A 19,463-nucleotide genomic window follows, 5' to 3' on the forward strand; every position below is an offset into this window, starting at 1 on the left:
TAGAGCGATGTTTGGAGCGATTATACAACAAATTGTATTAGGTATTTCATTAGCTGCACCAGTAGGTCCAATTAATATTGAAATGTTAAAACGTGGAATTGAACGAGGTTTTTGGCATGCGTGGGTTGTTGGAATTGGTGGAATGACTGCAGATATTTTGTTTATGCTTCTCATCTACTTCGGTTTATCTTCTGTGTTTATGTATACATATGTACAAGCTTTTATGTATTGCATAGGGTTTTTCTTATTATTTTATTTAGGATTTCAAAGTGTAAAACAAGGAATTTCCCACTCGAATATGGAATATAAAAAAGAAGAGGTAGGTGGCCTTAAACAATCGTTTATGGCAGGTTTTTTAATTGCGATATCCAATCCATTAAATCTTGTTTTTTGGTTTGGTGTATACGGAAGTACACTTAGCTCATTGCTTACGAAGGTAACGAAACAAGAAGCCTTTTTGTACAGTCTTTGTATTATCGTTGGTATTATTTTATGGAATTTAAATATTGCTTTTTCTGTCCATTATGGCAGAACTTTATTAAAGCAAAAAGCACTTGGCTATATAACAGCCGGAGCAGGTATTATTTTAGTAGGATATTCTATCCATTTTGCATACAAAGCTTTACAGTTGTTCACATAAGATTGAAGGGGAGATTTTTATGTATCGAACCACTATTGACGGAAAAGAAATTATTATTACGTTAGCACCAAAAATCCGAAAAGAAATCACTGATAGGAATCCACTATATGAAGCGGTATTTCATACTGCAGCAAGATTATTACAAACAAAGCAACCAACGTTTGCGGTAAATCATGAAGTATTTGGGCTCATTATTGGAGAGGTACAAAGAGGAGAAGTAACAGTGTTTGCGGTGGAACATATTATTCCAAAGCAAAATATATTTGGATCGAACAATTTTTTCTCGACAATAGAGCAGCAGGCAAATTTGTAAAGTGAATAGAATAGAATAAAATAAAAAATAAAAGAAATAGTCGTAACGATATGTTGCGGCTGTTTTTTTGGAAAAGGGGGAAGGAAGATGAAGAGGGTGGGGAAAGAGTTCTTTTTACAACATGATATCGTTATTATGTATAGTATTTTATTTATTTTCATCATTATTTTAAAAATGCAATTTTTCACATGGATCGGTATGTTGGCATGTTTGTTTGGAATTGTTTTTTATACGCTTAACGAATATATGACACATCGGTTTTTATTTCACTTAAAACCGCCTAAAAACGTCTTTTTATTAAAAATGTTAAGAAGATTACATTATGATCATCACGTGTATCCAGATGATTTAAAACTTTTATTTTTGCCAGTATGGTTTAGCATACCAAGCTTTACTATATATTTACTTATATCATACGCTATAGCAAAAAGTGTTACTATTACACTTTCATTCGGAATCGGAATGATTATTATGCTTCTCGTTTATGAATGGAAACATTATATTGCACATAAGCCAATTCGTCCCGTCACTAAGTTTGGAAGATGGCTCAAAAAACAGCACATATTACACCATTATAAAAATGAAAAGTTTTGGTTTGGTGTTTCAAATCCAGTATTCGATTTCATATTTGGAACGCTTAAAGATGGAAAAGACGTTGAATTAAGCGAAACAGCTCGTAATTTAGAAAAAGAGAAAAAGACAGAAGTAGTGCGATAAGCACTACTTTTTTTATTCAGATATTTGCAGGACGGCAAAACTACCGCCTAACTTCCTGTGAAAGTTTGATTGGTACGGAATTGAAGTGCGTAATTTTTATGGTGAAAAAGTATATTAAAAACTTAGGGGAAAATGCCGAAAAATGTCTATCGAAAAATCTTTGCAGGAATGTATGGATTGTCTAAAACGGAAATAAGTTTCTGAATATTTATAAAATTTATTCTTTAGGTATGCAAGGGGGAATTGTATTTCTAGTAAGAGAGGGGATCGGAGAATGAAACGAGATGATACGTCAGCACGTAAGTTACAAAATGAGGTGAATTATACAGAGGTTGTTCAGTCAGAAGAATTTCAATTGCTATTAAATACGAAAAAGAAGTTTATCGTTCCGATGAGTATTTTCTTTTTAAGCTTTTTTATTGCATTACCTATTTTAACATCGTATTCAAAGGTGCTCAATACACCAGCATTTGGGGATATTACGTGGGCATGGGTGTTTGCATTTGCGCAATTTATCATGACGTGGTCATTATGTATGATGTATAGCAAAAAAGCAGAATCCTTTGATAAAATCTCGCAAAAAATTCTACAAGATATGCAAAAAGGGAGGGGCTGACTTTGAATATAACGGCTTTCGCACTATTTTTAATCATCGTTCTTGGTACACTCGTCATAACTTATTTTGCATCGAAGAAAACGAAAAATGCGAGTGAGTTTTATACAGCTGGAGGGGGATTAACTGGTTGGCAAAATGGTCTGGCCATTGCGGGAGATTATATGTCTGCTGCGTCCTTTCTTGGTATAGCCGGAGCGATCGCATTAACTGGGTTTGATGGATTCTTTTATAGTATAGGTTTCTTAGTTGCTTATTTAGTTGTATTGTACTTAGTTGCAGAGCCACTTAGAAATTTAGGGAAGTACACGTTAGCAGATATGATTGCGGCGCGTTTTGATGCGAAAAAAGTTCGCGGAGTTGCAGCGCTTAATACAATGACAATTTCGATTTTTTATATGATTGCACAATTAGTTGGGGCTGGTGCACTTATTAAATTATTATTAGGAATCGAATATACGACATCAGTTTTAATCGTTGGTACATTAATGACAGTGTACGTTATTTTTGGCGGAATGACTGCGACGAGCTGGGTACAAATTGTTAAGGCTGTACTACTTATGGCTGGTACATTTATTATTTCTATTATCGTTTTCGCAAAATTTAATTTTAGTGTGACTGAAATGTTCGCGCAAATGAAAACAGCTACACCATTAAAAGATTCGTTTTTAAATCCAGGAGTAAAGTATAAAGATGGTCTTGATACGCTTTCTTTAAATTTAGGACTAGTCCTTGGTACTGCTGGATTACCACATATTCTTGTACGCTTTTTTACAGTACGTGATGCAAAAACGGCACGGCAATCCGTTGTATACGCTACGTGGTTAATTGGCGCATTTTATATTATGACAATCTTCTTAGGATTTGGGGCAGCGGCATTTGTAGGGAATGAGGCAATTATTAAAGCAAATCCTGCTGGTAATATGGCAGCACCTTTATTAGCGAAAGCATTAGGTGGAGATTTCTTATTTGCTTTCGTATCAGCAATCGCCTTTGCAACGATTTTAGCTGTAGTGGCAGGTCTTGTATTAACAGCAGCATCAGCATTCGCACATGATTTTTATAATGAAATTATTCGCAAGGGGAAATCAACGGAAAAAGAGCAAGTGTCAATGGCTCGCTACGCGTCTATTGGAGTAGCGGTATTATCCATTATACTAGCGTTATTTGCGCAAACATTGAACGTAGCATTTTTAGTTTCATTAGCATTTGCAGTTGCAGCGAGTGCAAATCTACCAGTTATATTATTCACAATATATTGGAAGCGCTTCAATACGACAGGTGCCATTTCGGGTATGGTTGTTGGTCTTGTATCAGCCATTGTTCTCGTAGTGTTAAGTCCAAATGTCTGGAACCCTGTAGCTGGAAAAGCTATATTTGTTGGGGAAGCGCTATTCCCATATACGACACCTGGAATTATTTCAATTCCGCTCGGATTTCTTGCAGCATATTTAGGAACGGTGTTATCTAGTAAAAAAGAAGATGCTGCTAAGTTTGATGAAATTCTTGTGAAATCTAATACTGGTCATGGTATTAGTGATGCGTCTTCACATTAAAAAAGAGGGGCTTTTCGATATATAAGAAAAGCTCCTTTTCTTTTGTCATTTTCTTGTAAATAATACTGCTTTGTAAGTAGGATTTTGTCTTAATTTTGTGGAATGAAAATAAGCAGGGAGAAAATTAAATCATCATGGCACCAGCGCAGCTTTTGTGAAAAATAAGTTGTTATGGAAGGTGGAAGAAATGATGAAAACGAAACAGACTGATGAATTATTAGCAAAAGATGAGCAATATGTTTGGCACGGAATGCGTCCCTTTAGTCCAAATAGTACAATGGTAGGGGCAAAAGCAGAAGGGTGCTGGGTTGAAGATATACAGGGGAAAAGGTATTTAGATGGTATGAGTGGTCTTTGGTGTGTGAATAGTGGATACGGTAGAAAAGAGCTCGCAGAGGCGGCTTATAAACAATTACAAACATTATCATACTTTCCGATGTCACAATCGCATGAACCGGCTATAAAGCTTGCTGAAAAATTAAATGAGTGGCTTGGAGGAGAGTATGTTATTTTCTTCTCTAATAGTGGTTCGGAAGCGAACGAAACAGCTTTTAAAATAGCAAGGCAATACTATGCGCAAAAAGGTGAACCACATCGTTATAAATTTATGTCACGTTACCGCGGGTATCATGGAAATACAATGGCAACGATGGCAGCGACGGGGCAAGCGCAGCGTAGATATCAATATGAGCCATTTGCTTCAGGATTTTTACATGTAACACCGCCAGATTGTTATCGTATGCCTGGAATAGAAAGAGAGAACATTTATGATGTAGAATGTGTGAAAGAAGTAGATCGTGTTATGACATGGGAATTAAGTGAAACGATTGCAGCTTTTATTATGGAACCAATTATTACGGGCGGAGGCATTTTAATGCCTCCACACGACTATATGAAAGCCGTTCATGAGACGTGTCAAAAACACGGTGCCTTGCTCATTAGCGATGAAGTAATTTGTGGTTTCGGACGTACAGGAAAAGCATTTGGATTTATGAATTATGATGTGAAGCCTGATATTATTACGATGGCAAAAGGGATTACGAGCGCGTATTTACCATTATCAGCAACAGCTGTGAAAAAAGAAATATATGAAGCATTTAAAGGGAAGGGAGAATATGAATTCTTCCGTCATATTAATACATTTGGTGGAAACCCAGCGGCTTGTGCATTAGCACTTAAAAACTTAGAGATTATGGAAAATGAAAATTTAATTGAGCGATCTGCACAAATGGGTTCGTTTTTATTAGAGCAATTAAAAGAAGAAATTGGAGAGCATCCACTTGTTGGGAATATTAGAGGAAAAGGTCTATTAGTTGGAATCGAACTAGTAAATGATAAAGAGACGAAAGAGCCAATTGATAACGACAAAATTGCAAGTGTTGTAAATGCTTGTAAAGAAAAAGGATTAATTATAGGACGAAACGGCATGACAACAGCAGGATATAATAACGTCTTAACATTAGCACCACCGCTTGTTATTTCAAGTGAAGAAATTGCCTTTGTTGTTGGAACGTTGAAGACAGCGATGGAACGTATTTAATAAACAAAAGTGAGCTGTAGATTACAGCTCACTTTTGTTTATTAGGTGAAGTATGGTAAATTTTCAAAGGGTGGGGAATTATTATGGAGAAATATGATCCTAGTCAACATTATCATATCGGATATTATGAAGATGGGTATGATTTAGAAGTGACAGCGTATAAAAGAATAAATGAACCAGTTTGGGATGCTTATATTCCGCACTATGAGGCAGACGACTTTTATAAAAAAGTGGAGGAAATGAAACTAGGTGAATATATAGATGATTACGGCATTATGGTATATTCATTTAGTAATGATTTGGATGATGAAGAAGCACGCATTATGTTTGAAAAATGGTTAAAAAAGAACGAGATTGTGTAAAGATAAATGAAAAAAGAGATTACTATCTTATAAGATAGTAATCTCTTTTTATTGTAGAAAGCTTATTTACTTGCTTTCATTGCTTTATCTTTAGCACCAAAAGTGTATTTTAACATTGGTGGTGTAATCATTGTAGTTAGAATAACGACAATAACGATAGCTGTAAAGTAATCTTGTGCTAGTAGACCTGAAGAAAGTCCTGTTCCTGCGATGATAAGTGCAACTTCACCACGAGAAACCATTCCAGCACCGATAATGGCAGAAGACTTAGCGTCAAATCCAGTCATTCGTGCACCGAATCCACACCCGATTAGTTTCGTTAATACAGCGATTACTGTTAATGCTAGGATGAACCAAATTTGATCGCCAATACCGTCAAATGTAATATTCATACCGATGCTTACAAAGAATACTGGAACGAACATAGCGTAAGCGATTGGTTCTACTTTCTTTTCTACTTCATGTTTGTAGTTCGTTTGGGAAATAGCGATACCAGCTGCGAAAGCACCGATAATACCAGCAATTCCTAATAATTCGCCGAAATATGCGAATGAGAAACAGATGATAAGAGCCGCGCTCACGATAGATTCAGATACGCGTAGTGGTGATAACCAGCGCATAATCGCAGGAACACCTTTCCATCCGATTAAAATAATAGAAGCGAAGAATACAACTTTCTTCAAGATAACCATTGTTAAGTTAACATCGTCTGTACCTAAGAAGCTCATTGCAAATGCTAATAAAATAACAACAAGAATGTCATCAAATACAGCAGCACCCAGCATCGTTGTACTTTCACGTGTTTTCATCTTTCCTAAATCACGAAGTGTTTGTACGGAAATACTAACACTTGTCGCACATAGAAGTAGTCCTAAAAATACAGCATTTCCTTGTTCCATTCCCATAACAAGACCAGAAACGTAACCACCTACGAATGGAAGAATGATACCCCCAAGTGCAACAGCTAAAGAAGAATTACGATTTGCGTTTAATTCCTCTAAATCTGTTTCAAGTCCTGCCATAAACATTAAAAGAATAACACCGACATTACTTAATTGTGTTAGAAGCTCTGAATTTTCAATCCAACCTAATACAGCTGGACCGATAACGATACCGACAATTAATTTACCTAGTACAGAAGGTTGACCTAGTCTAACACTAAGATCACCAGCAAGCTTTGTACTTAATAAAATAAGTGCAATTTGAAAGAAAAATTCGAATTCCATCGGATCCTCTCCTCATCATTTTTATTTTTATCATACGATTTCTCGGAATTTGCCTAATGAAAATATGTAAAACCCATTAAACAAAGGGTCTGATTACAAGTTCTTTTGAACTCGTAATTTGAACCTGTAATTAATATATAATAGATTTTACAAAAAATCAATGAAAAAATGGGAGCTTTTTTAGAGAGAGACTGTGTTATTGGGGATATACATATAAGAGTAGTGTGTGAATTTTTATATGTATAAAATAGTATGAAGTCCTTTTTCATTACAAATAATAAAGCCTAAATGCTATTTCAAGAATTATAATTGTGAAAGGGAGGGCCATCCTTTGAATTCATTAAAGAAAAACTTGTCTATTGTTGCTTTAGGTGGAGTAAATGAAATAGGGAAAAATATGTATGCTATTCAATATGAAAATGATATTGTCGTTATTGATTGTGGATCTAAATTTCCAGATGAAAGTTTATTAGGAATTGATTTAATAATCCCAGACATCACATACTTACAAGAAAATAAAGAAAAAATTCGCGGGTTAGTCGTGACACATGGACATGAGGACCATATTGGTGGAATACCATATTTTTTAAAACAACTAAACGTACCAATCTACGCGACGAAGTTAACGTTAGGTTTAATTGAAATTAAATTAAAAGAGCATAATCTTCAAAATGATACAGAATTAATTGTTATTCACGCTGAATCAGAAATCGATCTCGGTTCTATTAAGACGACATTTTTCAAAACGAATCATAGTATTCCAGATTGTCTCGGTATTGTGTTTCATACACCAGAAGGTACTGTAGTGCATACCGGGGATTTTAAATTTGATTTAACACCAGTAAATAACCAACATCCTGATATTCATAAAATGGCTAAAATAGGTAGTGAAGGTGTACTAGCTTTACTATCTGAAAGTACAAATGCAGAACGACCAGGTTTTACTCCATCAGAAAGATCAGTAGGAGAACGAATAGAAGAAATATTTATGAAAGCAAATAGAAAAGTAATTATTTCTACATTTGCTTCTAATGTGAATCGCGTTCAGCAAATAGTTGAAGCTTGTATAAAAACAAATCGAAAACTGGCTTTGCTTGGGAGAAGTATGGTAAATGTAGTAGAAGTTGCTCTAGCGAAAGGCTATTTACATATTCCAGACGGTATGTTAATTGAGGCGAATGAGATAAATCGTTTAGATCCAAGGCAGGTTGCGATACTTTGCACAGGAAGCCAAGGAGAACCGATGGCAGCTTTAGCACGTTTAGCTAGTGGAAACTATAGGCAAGTCGACGTTTTACCAGAAGATACGGTTATTATAGCCGCAACTCCTATTCCAGGAAATGAACGTAACGTTTCACGAATTATAGATAATTTATTTGCATTAGGAGCAAAAGTAATTTATGGATCAGGTAGTTCTACTGGAGTCCATGTATCCGGTCATGCATATCAAGAAGAATTGAAATTGATGCTCACTTTAATGAATCCAAAATATTTTATCCCAATTCATGGAGAGTTTAGAATGCTACATCATCATAGTTTGTTAGCAGAATCAATAGGTATTGAAAAAGAGAATATCTTTATCGTTCAGAATGGAGATGTTGTAGATATAAGTAACGAAGTGGCCGTTCAATCTAGAAAAATACAGGCGGGGAATATATATGTAGATGGATTAGGAATTGGTGATGTTGGAAATGCCTTATTACGTGATCGAAAACAACTTTCAGAAGATGGAATGCTCGTTATAGTTATTACTTTTAATAAAGTGGATGGGGAAATTATTTCAGGTCCTGATATTATCTCTCGTGGATTTGTCTATGTTCGTGATTCAGAAGAATTTTTGAAGGAATTAAATAAATTAGTTGTTATTACGATTAATAATTTAAAGAAAGAAAATGTGAATAGCTGGGGTATTTTGAAAAGAGAAGTAAGAGAAGCTTTAGGGAAGTACATATATACGAGTACGAAAAGAAAACCGATGATTCTTCCTATAATAATAGAGGTTTAATAATTAGTAAAAAGAATTCTCGTATGGGAATTCTTTTTTGTTTTGAAGACAGAATGAACATATAATGAAATAAATAGAAATGAAAGGGAATAAAAGATGTTATTAAATAAACGTTTTACAATTGGAGAAATGGCAAAAATGCATAATATAGCGGAATCTACTTTACGCTATTATGATGAAAAGGGGATTTTTCATCCGTCCATTGTGGACCCGCAAACAAATTATCGCTATTACACAATCGATCAATTTTCACTATTAGATACGATTAAGTTTTTACGCCAATTAAATATTCCATTAAAGGAAATTAAGAAATATATTGATGAAAGAAATCCAGCATACGCACTCAATTTGCTGGAAAAACAACAAGAAATGATGTTGAAAAAACAAAGAGAAATTGAGTACGCTTTGGCGAAAATGGAGCATAAAATTCATTTAATTAAGGAAGCGACAAAAGCAAAAGCTGAACAAATGGTAATGAAAGTGATCCCGCAGCGAAAAATTACAGCAATTGCTGTTGCTCCGGATACGACGGATGATATGTTTGAGTACTACATTCATTCGTTACAAAAAAATATGAGGCAAATGGATGATAGCTTATTTTCTGGAGATATTGGTGTAACAGTTGCGAAAAAAGGATTACTGCAAAATGAGTTTCAAGCATATAGCAGTGTGTTTATTCTTTTGGATTACATGCCTTTTCAAATACATAGTTCAGATGAAATTAAAGAAGGCATATTTGCCTGTGTATATCATCATGGACCATATGAAGAAACTGATGAAACATATAAGAAGTTAATGGAATATATTGATCAAGAAGGGTACGAAGTAAGTGGAGATGCGATTGAGATTGCATTAATTGATTGGTCTGTAACAGAAAATCCAGAGGAGCAAGTAACTGAAATTCAAATTCCTATCATGAAAAAACAAAGCAATAAGTTGTAGGATTCGTATCATTACAAATTGGCATTAACCTCGATAATTAAGTTACCTATTTTTTAAATTCTCTATTGACCTTCAAGTTACTTGAAGGTTTAAACTAAGGAAAGAGAGTTGAAAAAAGGAGCATAATAGTATGGAAGCAACAGAAAAGTTAAGAGAAAAACCGATAAAAAGCTTATTTATTTCATATTTAATACCAGCCGTTCTAGGAATGGTATTAATGTCAGTTAACATTGTAATTGATGCGGTTATGATTAGTAGGGGAGTTGGAGCGAACGGATTAGCAGGAGTAAACGTGGCTATTCCAGCGTTTTCAATTTTCTTTTCAATTTCATTATGGATTGGAATGGGCGGGGCAACGTTATATTCCATTGCACTAGGTGAAAATAAAGTAGAAAGAGCAAGGTCTATTTTTACTCAATCCATGACGGTAGCAGTAATTATCGTAGGTGTTTTAGCAGCAATTTGCTTATGGAGAATAGAAGATATAGCATACTTATTCGGTGCAAACGAAGTGATTTTGCCGTATGCGTTAGACTATTTACACGTGCTATTAACATTTGGAATGATATATGTGTTAGAAAATATTTTAAGTACATTTATACGAAATGATGGAAATCCTAATTTAGCAATGGCAGGTCTAGTTGTAACTGCTCTATTAAATATAGTGTTTGACTATATCTTTATTTTCATTTTTGGATGGGGCGTAACAGGTGCTGCTTCAGCGACTATTCTTTCGGCAGCAATTGGTTTCCTTGTATTATTAACGCACTTCTTTAGAAAAAGTAGTATTTTAAAGTGGACGAAATTCCATTTTGAATGGGATACAGTTAAACAAATTATGATAATCGGTTTCCCGAGCTTTACAGCAGAAAGTACAGTTGCAATTGTAACAATCGGTTTTAACATTGCATTCGTTCAATATGCAGGAGAAGTAGGAGTCGCTTCCTATGCGATGGTGAATAGTATTCATGCGATGACATTACTATTATTCTTTGGTGTTGGCGCAGCATTGCAACCAATTGCTAGTTTCCACTACGGTGCAAATTTAGCAGAAAGATTACGTGAAGGATTGCAGTTTGCTGTAAAAATTGCAGTTGTACTTGGAGGCGTAGCAATAGTTATCGGATTATTCTTCGGGAAATATATTATTGGTCTATTTGATGTCCAATCTCCAGAGTTATTAGAGCTAACATTAACGGGTATTAGTTTGTTCTTTATCCAATATGTATTTTTAGGCTATAACATTGTGTATGGAGAGTACTTCCAATCAGTGCGACAAACGACGAAATCAGTGCTTATTATAATGAGCCGAGGGTTACTATTTATTATTCCATTATTATGGATTATGCCAAAATTATTTGGGATAAACGGAATTTGGCTCGTGATGCCAGTAGCTGAAGTATTGACAGCGATTATCGTATTTACGATGAATCGTATGAAACATCCTGTTCCATTAAATATGGCAGGAAAGAAAGAAGCGATATAATGAAGAAAATCCCATTAAGCAATTAATGGGATTTTTTTATTCCTTTAAACTAATTGCAAAAGATCCATCTGTTTCTTGAACAGATGCGAAAGCAACGCTTTTAATATTTGTAATGCCTTTTTCCTTTAATTCTTTATATAGCCACTTTTCATCTTTATGAATTAACTTTAAGTTATCGTATTGAATTTGTGAATCAACGATAAGGGCAATTGGTAATCCGGCATACGTAACATCTATGTTCAAATCTTTTGGAGTTAGTGGTACAAGTTCACGCTTTGGTAAAATGCTAATGGCTCCATTCGCTTCTAAAATAGCGTATTCAATTTCATGAACACTTGGGTATCCTGCGACGCGAAGGTTAGACAGTAGTTCAGCAATTGGATATCTACTTTTTTGTAAGTTCTCAAAAATAATATCACCATGTTTAATTAAAATGATAGGGTGTCCAAGAATAAAACGATTTAGCTTGTTTAGTAAACTTAATTTTGTAAGAAGTAAATGCAAACATGTAATAACGACCATACCGAGAAAAGCTTGCAAAGCACCAGAGACTGGTATGGCCTGAAAAGCTAAATAAGATAAAAAGATAATAGCACCAAAATCATGAGGAGTTAGTTGTGCTAAAGCAGATTTACCGAGCATCTTAAGTGATAGTAAAAATAAGATAAAAAAGAACGATACGTTACATAAAAAGAGAAGCAATAGAGACACTCCTTCGTGCAAAGTTGTACTTACTGTTCCCGAAAGAAAATATAAATATTACTTTCCGGAGGATAAATTAGGGTGAGTTGGAATTTGTCTGTATACAAACAAATAAATGGATATTATCATGAAAGAAGAAAAGAACATAGGGGTATATGGATATGAGAAAGAAGAAAATAATGAAGTATATAATAGGAATTATAATGGTTTGTGCCGTTTATGCGGGATTTTTACAATATAACATTTATAAGCATGGGCAAATGAATGCTACCTACGATGCGGATTATATAATTGTATTAGGCTCGAAAGTAAACGGAACGAAACCGTCGTACTCATTGCAATATCGTATTGATAAAGCAGCTGAGTATTTACAATCACATGAAAAAACAATTGCGATTGTGTCTGGAGGGAAAGGAAAAGGCGAAGATATTTCAGAAGCATTAGCAATGAAAAATGGATTAATGAAACTAAAAATTGCAGAAGACCGCATTATTATGGAAGATAAGTCAACAAGTACAGATGAGAATATTACATTCTCAAAACCGTTAATTCCAGACAATATGGAAAAAGGAATGATCGTAACAAACGATTTCCATATGTTTAGAGCGAAAAAAATAGCAGCAAAACAAGGATTACAATTAGAAGGTCTTCCGGCCGAAACACCGAAGCGAATTGTCATTCCATCGAATATACGAGAGTATTTAGCCATTACGCAATATTGGTTTATGAATCGAATATAGAGAGAAGTAATCCCGCCTGGAAATCTAGGCGGGATTACTTTTGATAAAAATCTTACAAAGATGTCATGTTTATGAAAGGTAAAGCGATAGTTTCTAGAATGGATTCCTGACATAATGAAGATAACAAAAACTATTTAGAGGTGAATCGGATGAAAGGAAATAATATATTATCTTCACTATGTTACTTTAGTATCTTTTTTGCACCATTTTTACTGCCAATTATCGTATACTTCGTTGCGGAGGATGAAGTGAAATACCACGCGAAAAAAGCATTTTGGTCACATATTTTCCCGTATGCGGTTTTATTTGGTGGATTAGCAGTATCCGGCATATATGGCTTAAGCTTCAATCAATCTGATGGTGCTGGAATTGGAATGATGATCACATATGCGGTGTTCATACTTGTAGGAATTTATTACTTCATTTGGAATATCGTAAAAGGTATTAAAGTTTTGAAAACAGCGTAATAAAATAAGGAATAATTCAATGTAAGCTTGTCGTTATTTGTCGGTAAGTCGATATATCTGAAAAATCGCTGATATATTTAAATTATCGTCTATATAATTTCATTTACCGTATTGATAGACGTTTTAGAAAGAGCAATTCAAAAAGAATTGCTCTTTTTGTGCTTATAAGTTGTGAATATTGAAAAAGATATGTTAATTTTTCATTATGAAGAGAAAAAAGGAGTGTTTTTCATGAATGAGATTATACATAAAATGGAGCAACACGTTTCAGTTCGTAAATATAAAGAAGAATTAATCCCGAAAGATGTAGTAGAAAGGATGGTACAAGCTGCGCAGCATGCCGCTTCCTCACATTTTGTACAGGCGTATTCTGTTATATATGTAACAGATCAAGACCTAAAGGCTAAACTAGCAGAGTTATCCGGAAATCGTCACGTGAAAGACTGCGCAGCATTCTTTGTTTGTTGTGCGGATTTAAAACGACTTGAAATGGCATGTGAACAGCATGGTACAGAAATAAAGCATGAAGGAGTAGAAGACTTTATCGTTGCGACGGTAGATGCTTCACTTTTCGCGCAAAACTTAGCACTAGCAGCAGAATCGTTAGGATACGGTATTTGTTATATTGGTGGTATTCGTAATAATCCGAGGGAAGTAAGTGAATTGCTTCGTTTACCAGATAAAGTATACCCTGTATTCGGAATGACAGTTGGCGTACCAGATGAAAATCATGGAGTGAAACCACGTTTACCAGTAGCAGCAATCCTTCATGAAAATGGTTATGATGAAAAGAAATATGATAAATTATTAAACGAATACGATGAAACGATGGGTTCGTATTACAAAGCAAGATCATCAAATAAGAAAAACGTAACATGGACGGAATCAATGAGTTCGTTTATGTCTAAAGAAAAAAGAATGCATATGAAAGAGTTTTTAAGTGAAAAAGGATTAAATAAGAAATGAGTAAAAAGGCAGACCTGCATGCAGGTCTGCCTTTTTTGGAGGAGAAATAGGATTGTCTTCGAATAAGTATAGGGGGAGGAGATACTATGAAAAAAGCTTTAATCTTTTTATTTAATGGATTTGCAGAATTTGAAGTGAATATAGCGAGTTTATTTTTGATAAGTAAGGAATTTGAAATAATAACAGCAACAATAGATGGAAAAACAGTTACAGGAGAAGGTGGTTTTTTGTGTCAACCACATGTCTCTATCGAGCGTATTGAAGTGGCAGACTATGAAGTGTTTATTGTACCAGGGGGACATATTTTTGACCATTTAGAAAATGAACAATTGTTAACTATCTTGAACGAATTACATAAGCAAAATAAATGGATAGCAGGTATTTGTGCAGGGACATCTTTACTACATGCGGCAGGAGTACTTAATAAGAAGAAATTCTCAACATCATTAACACCAGATGAAAAACAATTAGCGCATTTACATGAATGGGAATATCAACAAAATAAAGATGTAACCGTTGATGGAAAAATTATAACAGCGGTAGGGTCTGCGTACGTTGAATTTGCTGCTGAAATAATGAAGCAGCTTAATTTATTTAATGAAACTGAAGTGAAGGAGAACTTGCAGTACTTTAAAAATATAACAGAGGTTTGTGATGAAACGTTAGTGTAAGTGAATATAAAAAGCGGCAAAATAGCCGCTTTTTACCGTTTAAATCTATGAGTTTTTGTACAATTTAAAGCATCTATTATCTTGAAAAGTTTACTTATAACAAATGCAAACTTTCAATAAGAAGATACATACCCGTACAACTTAAAAGGATATACGTAAATATTTTGAAGATCCGTTGATTAAGCCATTTGAAAATAATTTGACCTATATACAAACCTAGAAATACGATTGGAATAGCATAAAAACTTGATTCCCAAATTGTTTTGTTTGTGCCAGTAAAGAGTATTTGAGTTAGTAGACTAATGAAATATATAAATAGATAAAAAGCTAAAGTAGTTGCTCTTAATTTCTCTTTTTTTGTATCAGTTCCTGTAAAATAAAGTAACAGGGGAGGTCCTGGCATACCGATACTTGTCGTTAAAAGACCGGATAATCCGCCGACTATGAAATCCCTAGATTTTGTTGATTGAATCTTAAAGTTGCATATTAGCATCAACGTTAATAGTAAGAGTAGGATGCTAATTGCTAATTTAAATGTGTTGATGTTAATAGAAGTGAAAATGATAATACCAAAAGGAACACCAACTATACTTCCGAAAATTAATCTTTTCAGTAGAATAAAATCAATGTCCATTCTTATTTTCCAGATGAGTGATATGGAAATAATTAATGATAAAATGATATTTATTTGTATAGCTTCTTGTGGTAGAAATAACATGAGTAAGAAAGGTGTTGCCATAATAGAAAAGCCAAAACCGGTACTCGTTTGTAAAATAGAAGCTACTAATATAATACATATGAAAATGAATATAATATCCAAAATAGCCCTCCTACGTAATTAAATCCAATACATATTTTAACATAAAGTGAAACTTTAATCAGTGGGGAGGCTTACTGTTCTTTAATACGGGAAAAAAGCGGCTAAATAGCCGCTTTTTATGTTGCATTTAATATTCCAATGACGATCCTGTAGTCTTAAAATATTTTTCACGTGAAGGGGGCATTACCCGGAGTGCTAATAAACAGGAAAGGAAAAGAATGAGTAACGAGCTACTGATTACAGTAATTTGAACGGAAAGAAATTGTGCGGATGCTCCAATTGCTAAAATGAAAAAGATTTGGATGAAATTTTTTATAGAATCAAATACGCTATCAATACGTCCTATCATATGAACCGGGATGTTATTTTGATAAAATGTGATAAAGCCAGTACCAGCCAATGATGAAGAAATGCCAAGTAAAATGAAACCGCCTGCTGCGACTATAAATGAATTTGAAAAGGCGAATATTACATAACCTACTGCTGTGAATATCGTACCGAATCCGATACAATGTTGAATCGGTAATCGTTTAGCAAAGAGAGAAACAAGAAATGAACCAAAAATATATGCAGCACCAGTTATACTAACAAGCATGCTATATTCCATGTCGGATAAAAACAGTACTTGTTTTGTGAATACAACTTCTTGTGAATCGAGTGCCATAGAAACAAGCATAGTAGCTTGAAATAAAACGAATATGAGAATGATGTAAGTTTCAGTTCGAGCGAATGAAAAAACTTGTTTCCAATCAATTCGTAATGTTTGTACGAAAGTATTTGCCACTTCTTCGTTTTGCTTTGTTTGTAGTGTAATGTTTGGTAAGAAATAAATGAGAATAGTAGAAAGTAGAAAGGAAAGTGAGTTGCAGTAAATTACAAAGGATGCTGAGTACGTGGTGAGAAGTATTCCAGCAAGGGCTGGACCGATAATAAAAGCCCCACTTGTACAAAAGTTATTCCAAGCGTTGAATTGAGCGCGTTCTTCAGCTCGTATGAGAATTGTTTTATAAGAAAATGATGCTGGATCGAAAAATGATGTAGCGATGCGAGTTAAAAAGATAAAAATATAAATGGCCCAAATAGAATCAAATAGTGGAATACAGCCAATAAGAGCTGCCCGAATTATATCTGTGCTGAGCATAATGGACCGTTTGTTTAATCGATCTACTATGCTACCAGACCATATTTTTGTAACAACGGTCGCAATTGGACCTACAATCCATAATCCTGCTACAGCAGCAGGGGAGTTTGTGCTATTTAACACCATTACGTTTAGGGCGATGAGATACATAAAATCACCTAAACGAGAAATTCCTGTTCCCGACAATAATAATAATTTATTTTTCATGAGCAGCTGGACCTTTCTTTCATTGTTTTTTAATCCTGCAGGAAATAGCGTATTCCTCTTCGGAGTTTGATTGACGAGCGGTTTTGTTTTCCCAGCGTAATAAAACTTGTGAAACTTCCCAAGTAAGCTGTTGTAATTCCTCTGGAGTTAAAAATAAATGAGATACAATATGACTACCTGTATTCGTTCCTTCTGTGCCGCTTTCTTCAATATAGAAATGAGCAGATTTTGCCTTATAATATTTTTCAATAATTCCTCGTTTTTCTTTCGTGTCTACTAATTCAAGTAACCCTCCATCATATAAAATTTGAACGTGATAATGTACGCTACCAGCAGATTTATTTAGTTTAGTAGCTACTTGCTTTGCAGTGAGTGCTTCGTCTTTTAAAAGGTGAAGAATTTGAATGCGAGTTGCGTTGGAAATGAGCTTCTGTTGCTCAGCTGAAATAGTAAGTCTATCGTCAAACATTATGACATCTCCTTTCTTATAATCTAAAATTATTGTACATTCTAAAAAATTAGAACGTAAGGGAAATAAATCGCCTTTTTTCTTTATATTTCGACATAAATAAAAATAGCATGTACATAAACATGCTATTAAGTAATAGTAGATTCTTCATTAAGTTTCCCGCGATAATACAAGAACAGCCATATAAAACTAACAAAAATACAGCATATAGCTAGCAAGGTACCAATAACTTGCGGAGAAAGAATTTCTAAAAGCGCCCCTGTAAAAAACATGGATAACTGAATAAGAGATCCGTAAATGGAATAATGGAATGAAAAAACTTTACCCATCATATTGTCCTTCGTGTAAATTTGAAGTAATGTCGTATCAAGTGGAACGATGACTCCTCCTGCTATGCACATACAGAATAATGTAATGATACCGATAATAAGTTGATCGGATAAAATGAATCCGAGAAAGAAAATTCCTTGTAGCAAATAGGCCCAGCCAAATGCTTGTTTCATTTTTTCTTTATTATAAGACATATAAAGAGTAACGAGGAGGCTCCCAATCATAAGCCCAGCCCCTTGAACCGTATATAAAATTCCAATATTCGTGTGGAGAATTTTTTCTGCATAGATCGTTAAAAGTAGCTGATAAGCACCTCCAATCATACCCCATGAAATGCCGACTAGAATTAATGTAAAAATGATTTTTGTTTGTAATATGTATGTATAACCATCTTTTATATCAGTAAAAAATGCTTTTTTCTTGTTACAAGTATCATGAGAAGAGACACTCATATTATAAATAAAATAGGCTGAAATAAAGTATGACATGCTATTTACTAAAAAAGCGAACTCAATATGTAAAGATTGTGCAAGAATCCCGCCTAAAGAAGCCCCCATAATAGACATAAAACCATTCATTGTACTAGAAAGAGAGTTAGCAGTTACGAAATGATGTTGGTGTACGACATTTTTTAAGGTTGCTTGTTTAGCCGGCTCAAATAAACAAGAAAGTGCGGATAAACATATATTAGAAATGAAAATAATCTCAATTTTATATAGTGCAAATAAGTAAGTGAGGACGATTATACCTCGTAAAATATCTGTAAAAATCAGAATCTTCTTTTTAGAAAAACGATCTACAACTCCGCCTACGAAAGGACTAAGCAGAAGCTGAGGTAAACCTTTACTTATAAAGGTGAGTGCGATCATAAATGGAGATTCCGTTATGCTATAGACGAACGTTAATAGAGCTACAGTATGAAACCAATCTCCAAGTACACTTAATGTTTGCCCGTAAAATAGTTTTTTGAAGTCATTATTTGTTTTAAGAAGCGCAGAATAAGAAACTGACATAAAAGATTAATCCTTATGTAATAATGATGCTTGAACTTGTTTTTTCCATTCGCTTAAGTACACTTTCTCCTCTGTAGGAAGTCCAACAGGTAATTGTGCAATCAATTCTAAACTATTTCCGTCAGGATCGTTAAAGTATACGGCGGCATGTGCTAATTCTGGAAAAACAATCGGTTCAATTGGTTCCATTCCAAAATCTTTTCGTGCTGAAATGCCTTTTTGGTTTAGCCAGTGTATCGCATTTTCTAAATCATGTAAGCTTACTTGAAAGGCGATGTGTCGTAAAGAGGGGTGATAATTAACTTTGTATTCTGTGCCTTCCCAAAGGCCGAGCCAACTTTCATTTTCTTTAATCCAAAAGAAAGCAATATCAGCTCCTCTTTTATATAATTTCAGTCCAAGTGATTCATAAAAAGATATTGATATCTCTAAGTTACGGACAGGTAAATGTACTTCGTAAAGACCTTTAATCATTGTAATCCTCCTTATTAAAATATTTCTAATTTCATGGTAAACGTTTTTTTTATTAGTTGAAAT

21 protein-coding genes are annotated in these 19,463 nt (G+C 34.4%); 14 read left to right on the forward strand and 7 right to left on the reverse strand.

Going from position 1 to position 19,463, the window contains the following annotated elements; translation table 11 throughout:
* The first annotated feature begins 7 nt into the window (after positions 1 to 7).
* From FS742_RS00745 to FS742_RS00775, 7 genes are all read left to right on the forward strand, one after another.
* The gene (locus FS742_RS00745) at positions 8 to 640 is read left to right on the forward strand and encodes a LysE family transporter (RefSeq protein WP_144612041.1); all 633 of its coding nucleotides are present in this window, start codon (positions 8 to 10) and stop codon (positions 638 to 640) included.
* Between the two features lie 19 nt (positions 641 to 659).
* Positions 660 to 953: a cytoplasmic protein gene (locus tag FS742_RS00750; RefSeq protein WP_144610696.1), complete on the forward strand. Its 294-nt coding sequence runs from the start codon at positions 660 to 662 to the stop codon at positions 951 to 953.
* An 87-nt stretch (positions 954 to 1,040) separates the two neighbouring features.
* On the forward strand, positions 1,041 to 1,670 hold the full coding sequence (locus tag FS742_RS00755; protein ID WP_144610698.1) for a sterol desaturase family protein: 630 nt from the start codon (positions 1,041 to 1,043) through the stop codon (positions 1,668 to 1,670).
* A 274-nt stretch (positions 1,671 to 1,944) separates the two neighbouring features.
* Positions 1,945 to 2,286 carry a DUF485 domain-containing protein gene (locus FS742_RS00760; RefSeq protein WP_144610700.1) on the forward strand — a complete coding sequence of 114 codons (342 nt, stop codon included), beginning with the start codon at positions 1,945 to 1,947 and terminating at the stop codon, positions 2,284 to 2,286.
* A 2-nt stretch (positions 2,287 to 2,288) separates the two neighbouring features.
* Positions 2,289 to 3,839, forward strand: coding sequence for a solute symporter family protein (locus tag FS742_RS00765; protein ID WP_144610702.1), 1,551 nt, complete (start codon positions 2,289 to 2,291; stop codon positions 3,837 to 3,839).
* Positions 3,840 to 4,029: 190 nt separating this feature from the next.
* Positions 4,030 to 5,379: an aspartate aminotransferase family protein gene (locus FS742_RS00770; protein ID WP_144610704.1), complete on the forward strand. Its 1,350-nt coding sequence runs from the start codon at positions 4,030 to 4,032 to the stop codon at positions 5,377 to 5,379.
* An 83-nt stretch (positions 5,380 to 5,462) separates the two neighbouring features.
* A complete protein-coding gene (locus FS742_RS00775) occupies positions 5,463 to 5,741 on the forward strand; it encodes a DUF3986 family protein (protein WP_144610706.1) in 279 nt (92 codons plus the stop codon).
* Between the two features lie 62 nt (positions 5,742 to 5,803).
* Here the strand turns inward: FS742_RS00775 and FS742_RS00780 are convergent, their stop codons facing one another.
* Positions 5,804 to 6,967 (reverse strand): cation:proton antiporter, encoded by a 1,164-nt coding sequence (locus FS742_RS00780; RefSeq protein ID WP_098991726.1) that lies wholly within the window; start codon positions 6,965 to 6,967, stop codon positions 5,804 to 5,806.
* A gap of 331 nt (positions 6,968 to 7,298) precedes the next feature.
* Between FS742_RS00780 and FS742_RS00785 the strand changes: the two genes are divergently transcribed.
* The 3 genes from FS742_RS00785 to FS742_RS00795 all read left to right on the forward strand — a co-directional run bounded on the left by FS742_RS00785 (position 7,299) and on the right by FS742_RS00795 (position 11,400).
* Positions 7,299 to 8,972: a ribonuclease J gene (locus tag FS742_RS00785; protein ID WP_144610708.1), complete on the forward strand. Its 1,674-nt coding sequence runs from the start codon at positions 7,299 to 7,301 to the stop codon at positions 8,970 to 8,972.
* 96 nt (positions 8,973 to 9,068) lie between these two features.
* Positions 9,069 to 9,914 carry a MerR family transcriptional regulator gene (locus tag FS742_RS00790; protein ID WP_144610710.1) on the forward strand — a complete coding sequence of 282 codons (846 nt, stop codon included), beginning with the start codon at positions 9,069 to 9,071 and terminating at the stop codon, positions 9,912 to 9,914.
* Between the two features lie 130 nt (positions 9,915 to 10,044).
* Positions 10,045 to 11,400, forward strand: a complete 1,356-nt coding sequence (locus FS742_RS00795; protein WP_144610712.1) for an MATE family efflux transporter — start codon at positions 10,045 to 10,047, stop codon at positions 11,398 to 11,400.
* A gap of 36 nt (positions 11,401 to 11,436) precedes the next feature.
* Here FS742_RS00795 and FS742_RS00800 read toward each other — a convergent pair whose 3' ends face one another.
* Complete coding sequence (locus FS742_RS00800; RefSeq protein ID WP_000923941.1) at positions 11,437 to 12,102, reverse strand: DUF421 domain-containing protein; 666 nt, start codon at positions 12,100 to 12,102, stop codon at positions 11,437 to 11,439.
* 203 nt (positions 12,103 to 12,305) lie between these two features.
* On the opposite strand from FS742_RS00800, the gene FS742_RS00805 reads away from it, so the two are divergent.
* From FS742_RS00805 to FS742_RS00820, 4 genes are all read left to right on the forward strand, one after another.
* Positions 12,306 to 12,842, forward strand: coding sequence for a YdcF family protein (locus tag FS742_RS00805; protein WP_313956649.1), 537 nt, complete (start codon positions 12,306 to 12,308; stop codon positions 12,840 to 12,842).
* 149 nt (positions 12,843 to 12,991) lie between these two features.
* Positions 12,992 to 13,309, forward strand: a complete 318-nt coding sequence (locus FS742_RS00810) for a magnetosome magnetite crystal formation protein family (protein ID WP_000678049.1) — start codon at positions 12,992 to 12,994, stop codon at positions 13,307 to 13,309.
* 231 nt (positions 13,310 to 13,540) lie between these two features.
* Positions 13,541 to 14,275, forward strand: a complete 735-nt coding sequence (gene nfsA, locus FS742_RS00815) for an oxygen-insensitive NADPH nitroreductase (RefSeq protein WP_144610716.1) — start codon at positions 13,541 to 13,543, stop codon at positions 14,273 to 14,275.
* Positions 14,276 to 14,361: 86 nt separating this feature from the next.
* Entirely contained in the window at positions 14,362 to 14,946 is a 585-nt protein-coding gene (locus FS742_RS00820; RefSeq protein WP_144610718.1) for a DJ-1/PfpI family protein, read from the forward strand.
* Positions 14,947 to 15,040: 94 nt separating this feature from the next.
* Here FS742_RS00820 and FS742_RS00825 read toward each other — a convergent pair whose 3' ends face one another.
* From FS742_RS00825 to FS742_RS00845, 5 genes are all read right to left on the reverse strand, one after another.
* Positions 15,041 to 15,766, reverse strand: a complete 726-nt coding sequence (locus tag FS742_RS00825; protein WP_144610720.1) for a sulfite exporter TauE/SafE family protein — start codon at positions 15,764 to 15,766, stop codon at positions 15,041 to 15,043.
* Between the two features lie 127 nt (positions 15,767 to 15,893).
* Positions 15,894 to 17,114, reverse strand: coding sequence for an MFS transporter (locus FS742_RS00830; protein ID WP_144610722.1), 1,221 nt, complete (start codon positions 17,112 to 17,114; stop codon positions 15,894 to 15,896).
* 19 nt (positions 17,115 to 17,133) lie between these two features.
* Positions 17,134 to 17,583, reverse strand: coding sequence for an ArsR/SmtB family transcription factor (locus tag FS742_RS00835; protein ID WP_063263704.1), 450 nt, complete (start codon positions 17,581 to 17,583; stop codon positions 17,134 to 17,136).
* 128 nt (positions 17,584 to 17,711) lie between these two features.
* Positions 17,712 to 18,926 (reverse strand): MFS transporter, encoded by a 1,215-nt coding sequence (locus tag FS742_RS00840; RefSeq protein WP_144610724.1) that lies wholly within the window; start codon positions 18,924 to 18,926, stop codon positions 17,712 to 17,714.
* A gap of 6 nt (positions 18,927 to 18,932) precedes the next feature.
* The gene (locus FS742_RS00845) at positions 18,933 to 19,400 is read right to left on the reverse strand and encodes a VOC family protein (RefSeq protein ID WP_144610726.1); all 468 of its coding nucleotides are present in this window, start codon (positions 19,398 to 19,400) and stop codon (positions 18,933 to 18,935) included.
* Between the last annotated feature and the right edge of the window lie 63 nt (positions 19,401 to 19,463).

It is taken from the genome of Bacillus cereus, from assembly GCF_007678085.1.
Classification (GTDB): Bacteria; Bacillota; Bacilli; order Bacillales; family Bacillaceae_G; genus Bacillus_A; species Bacillus_A cereus_BE.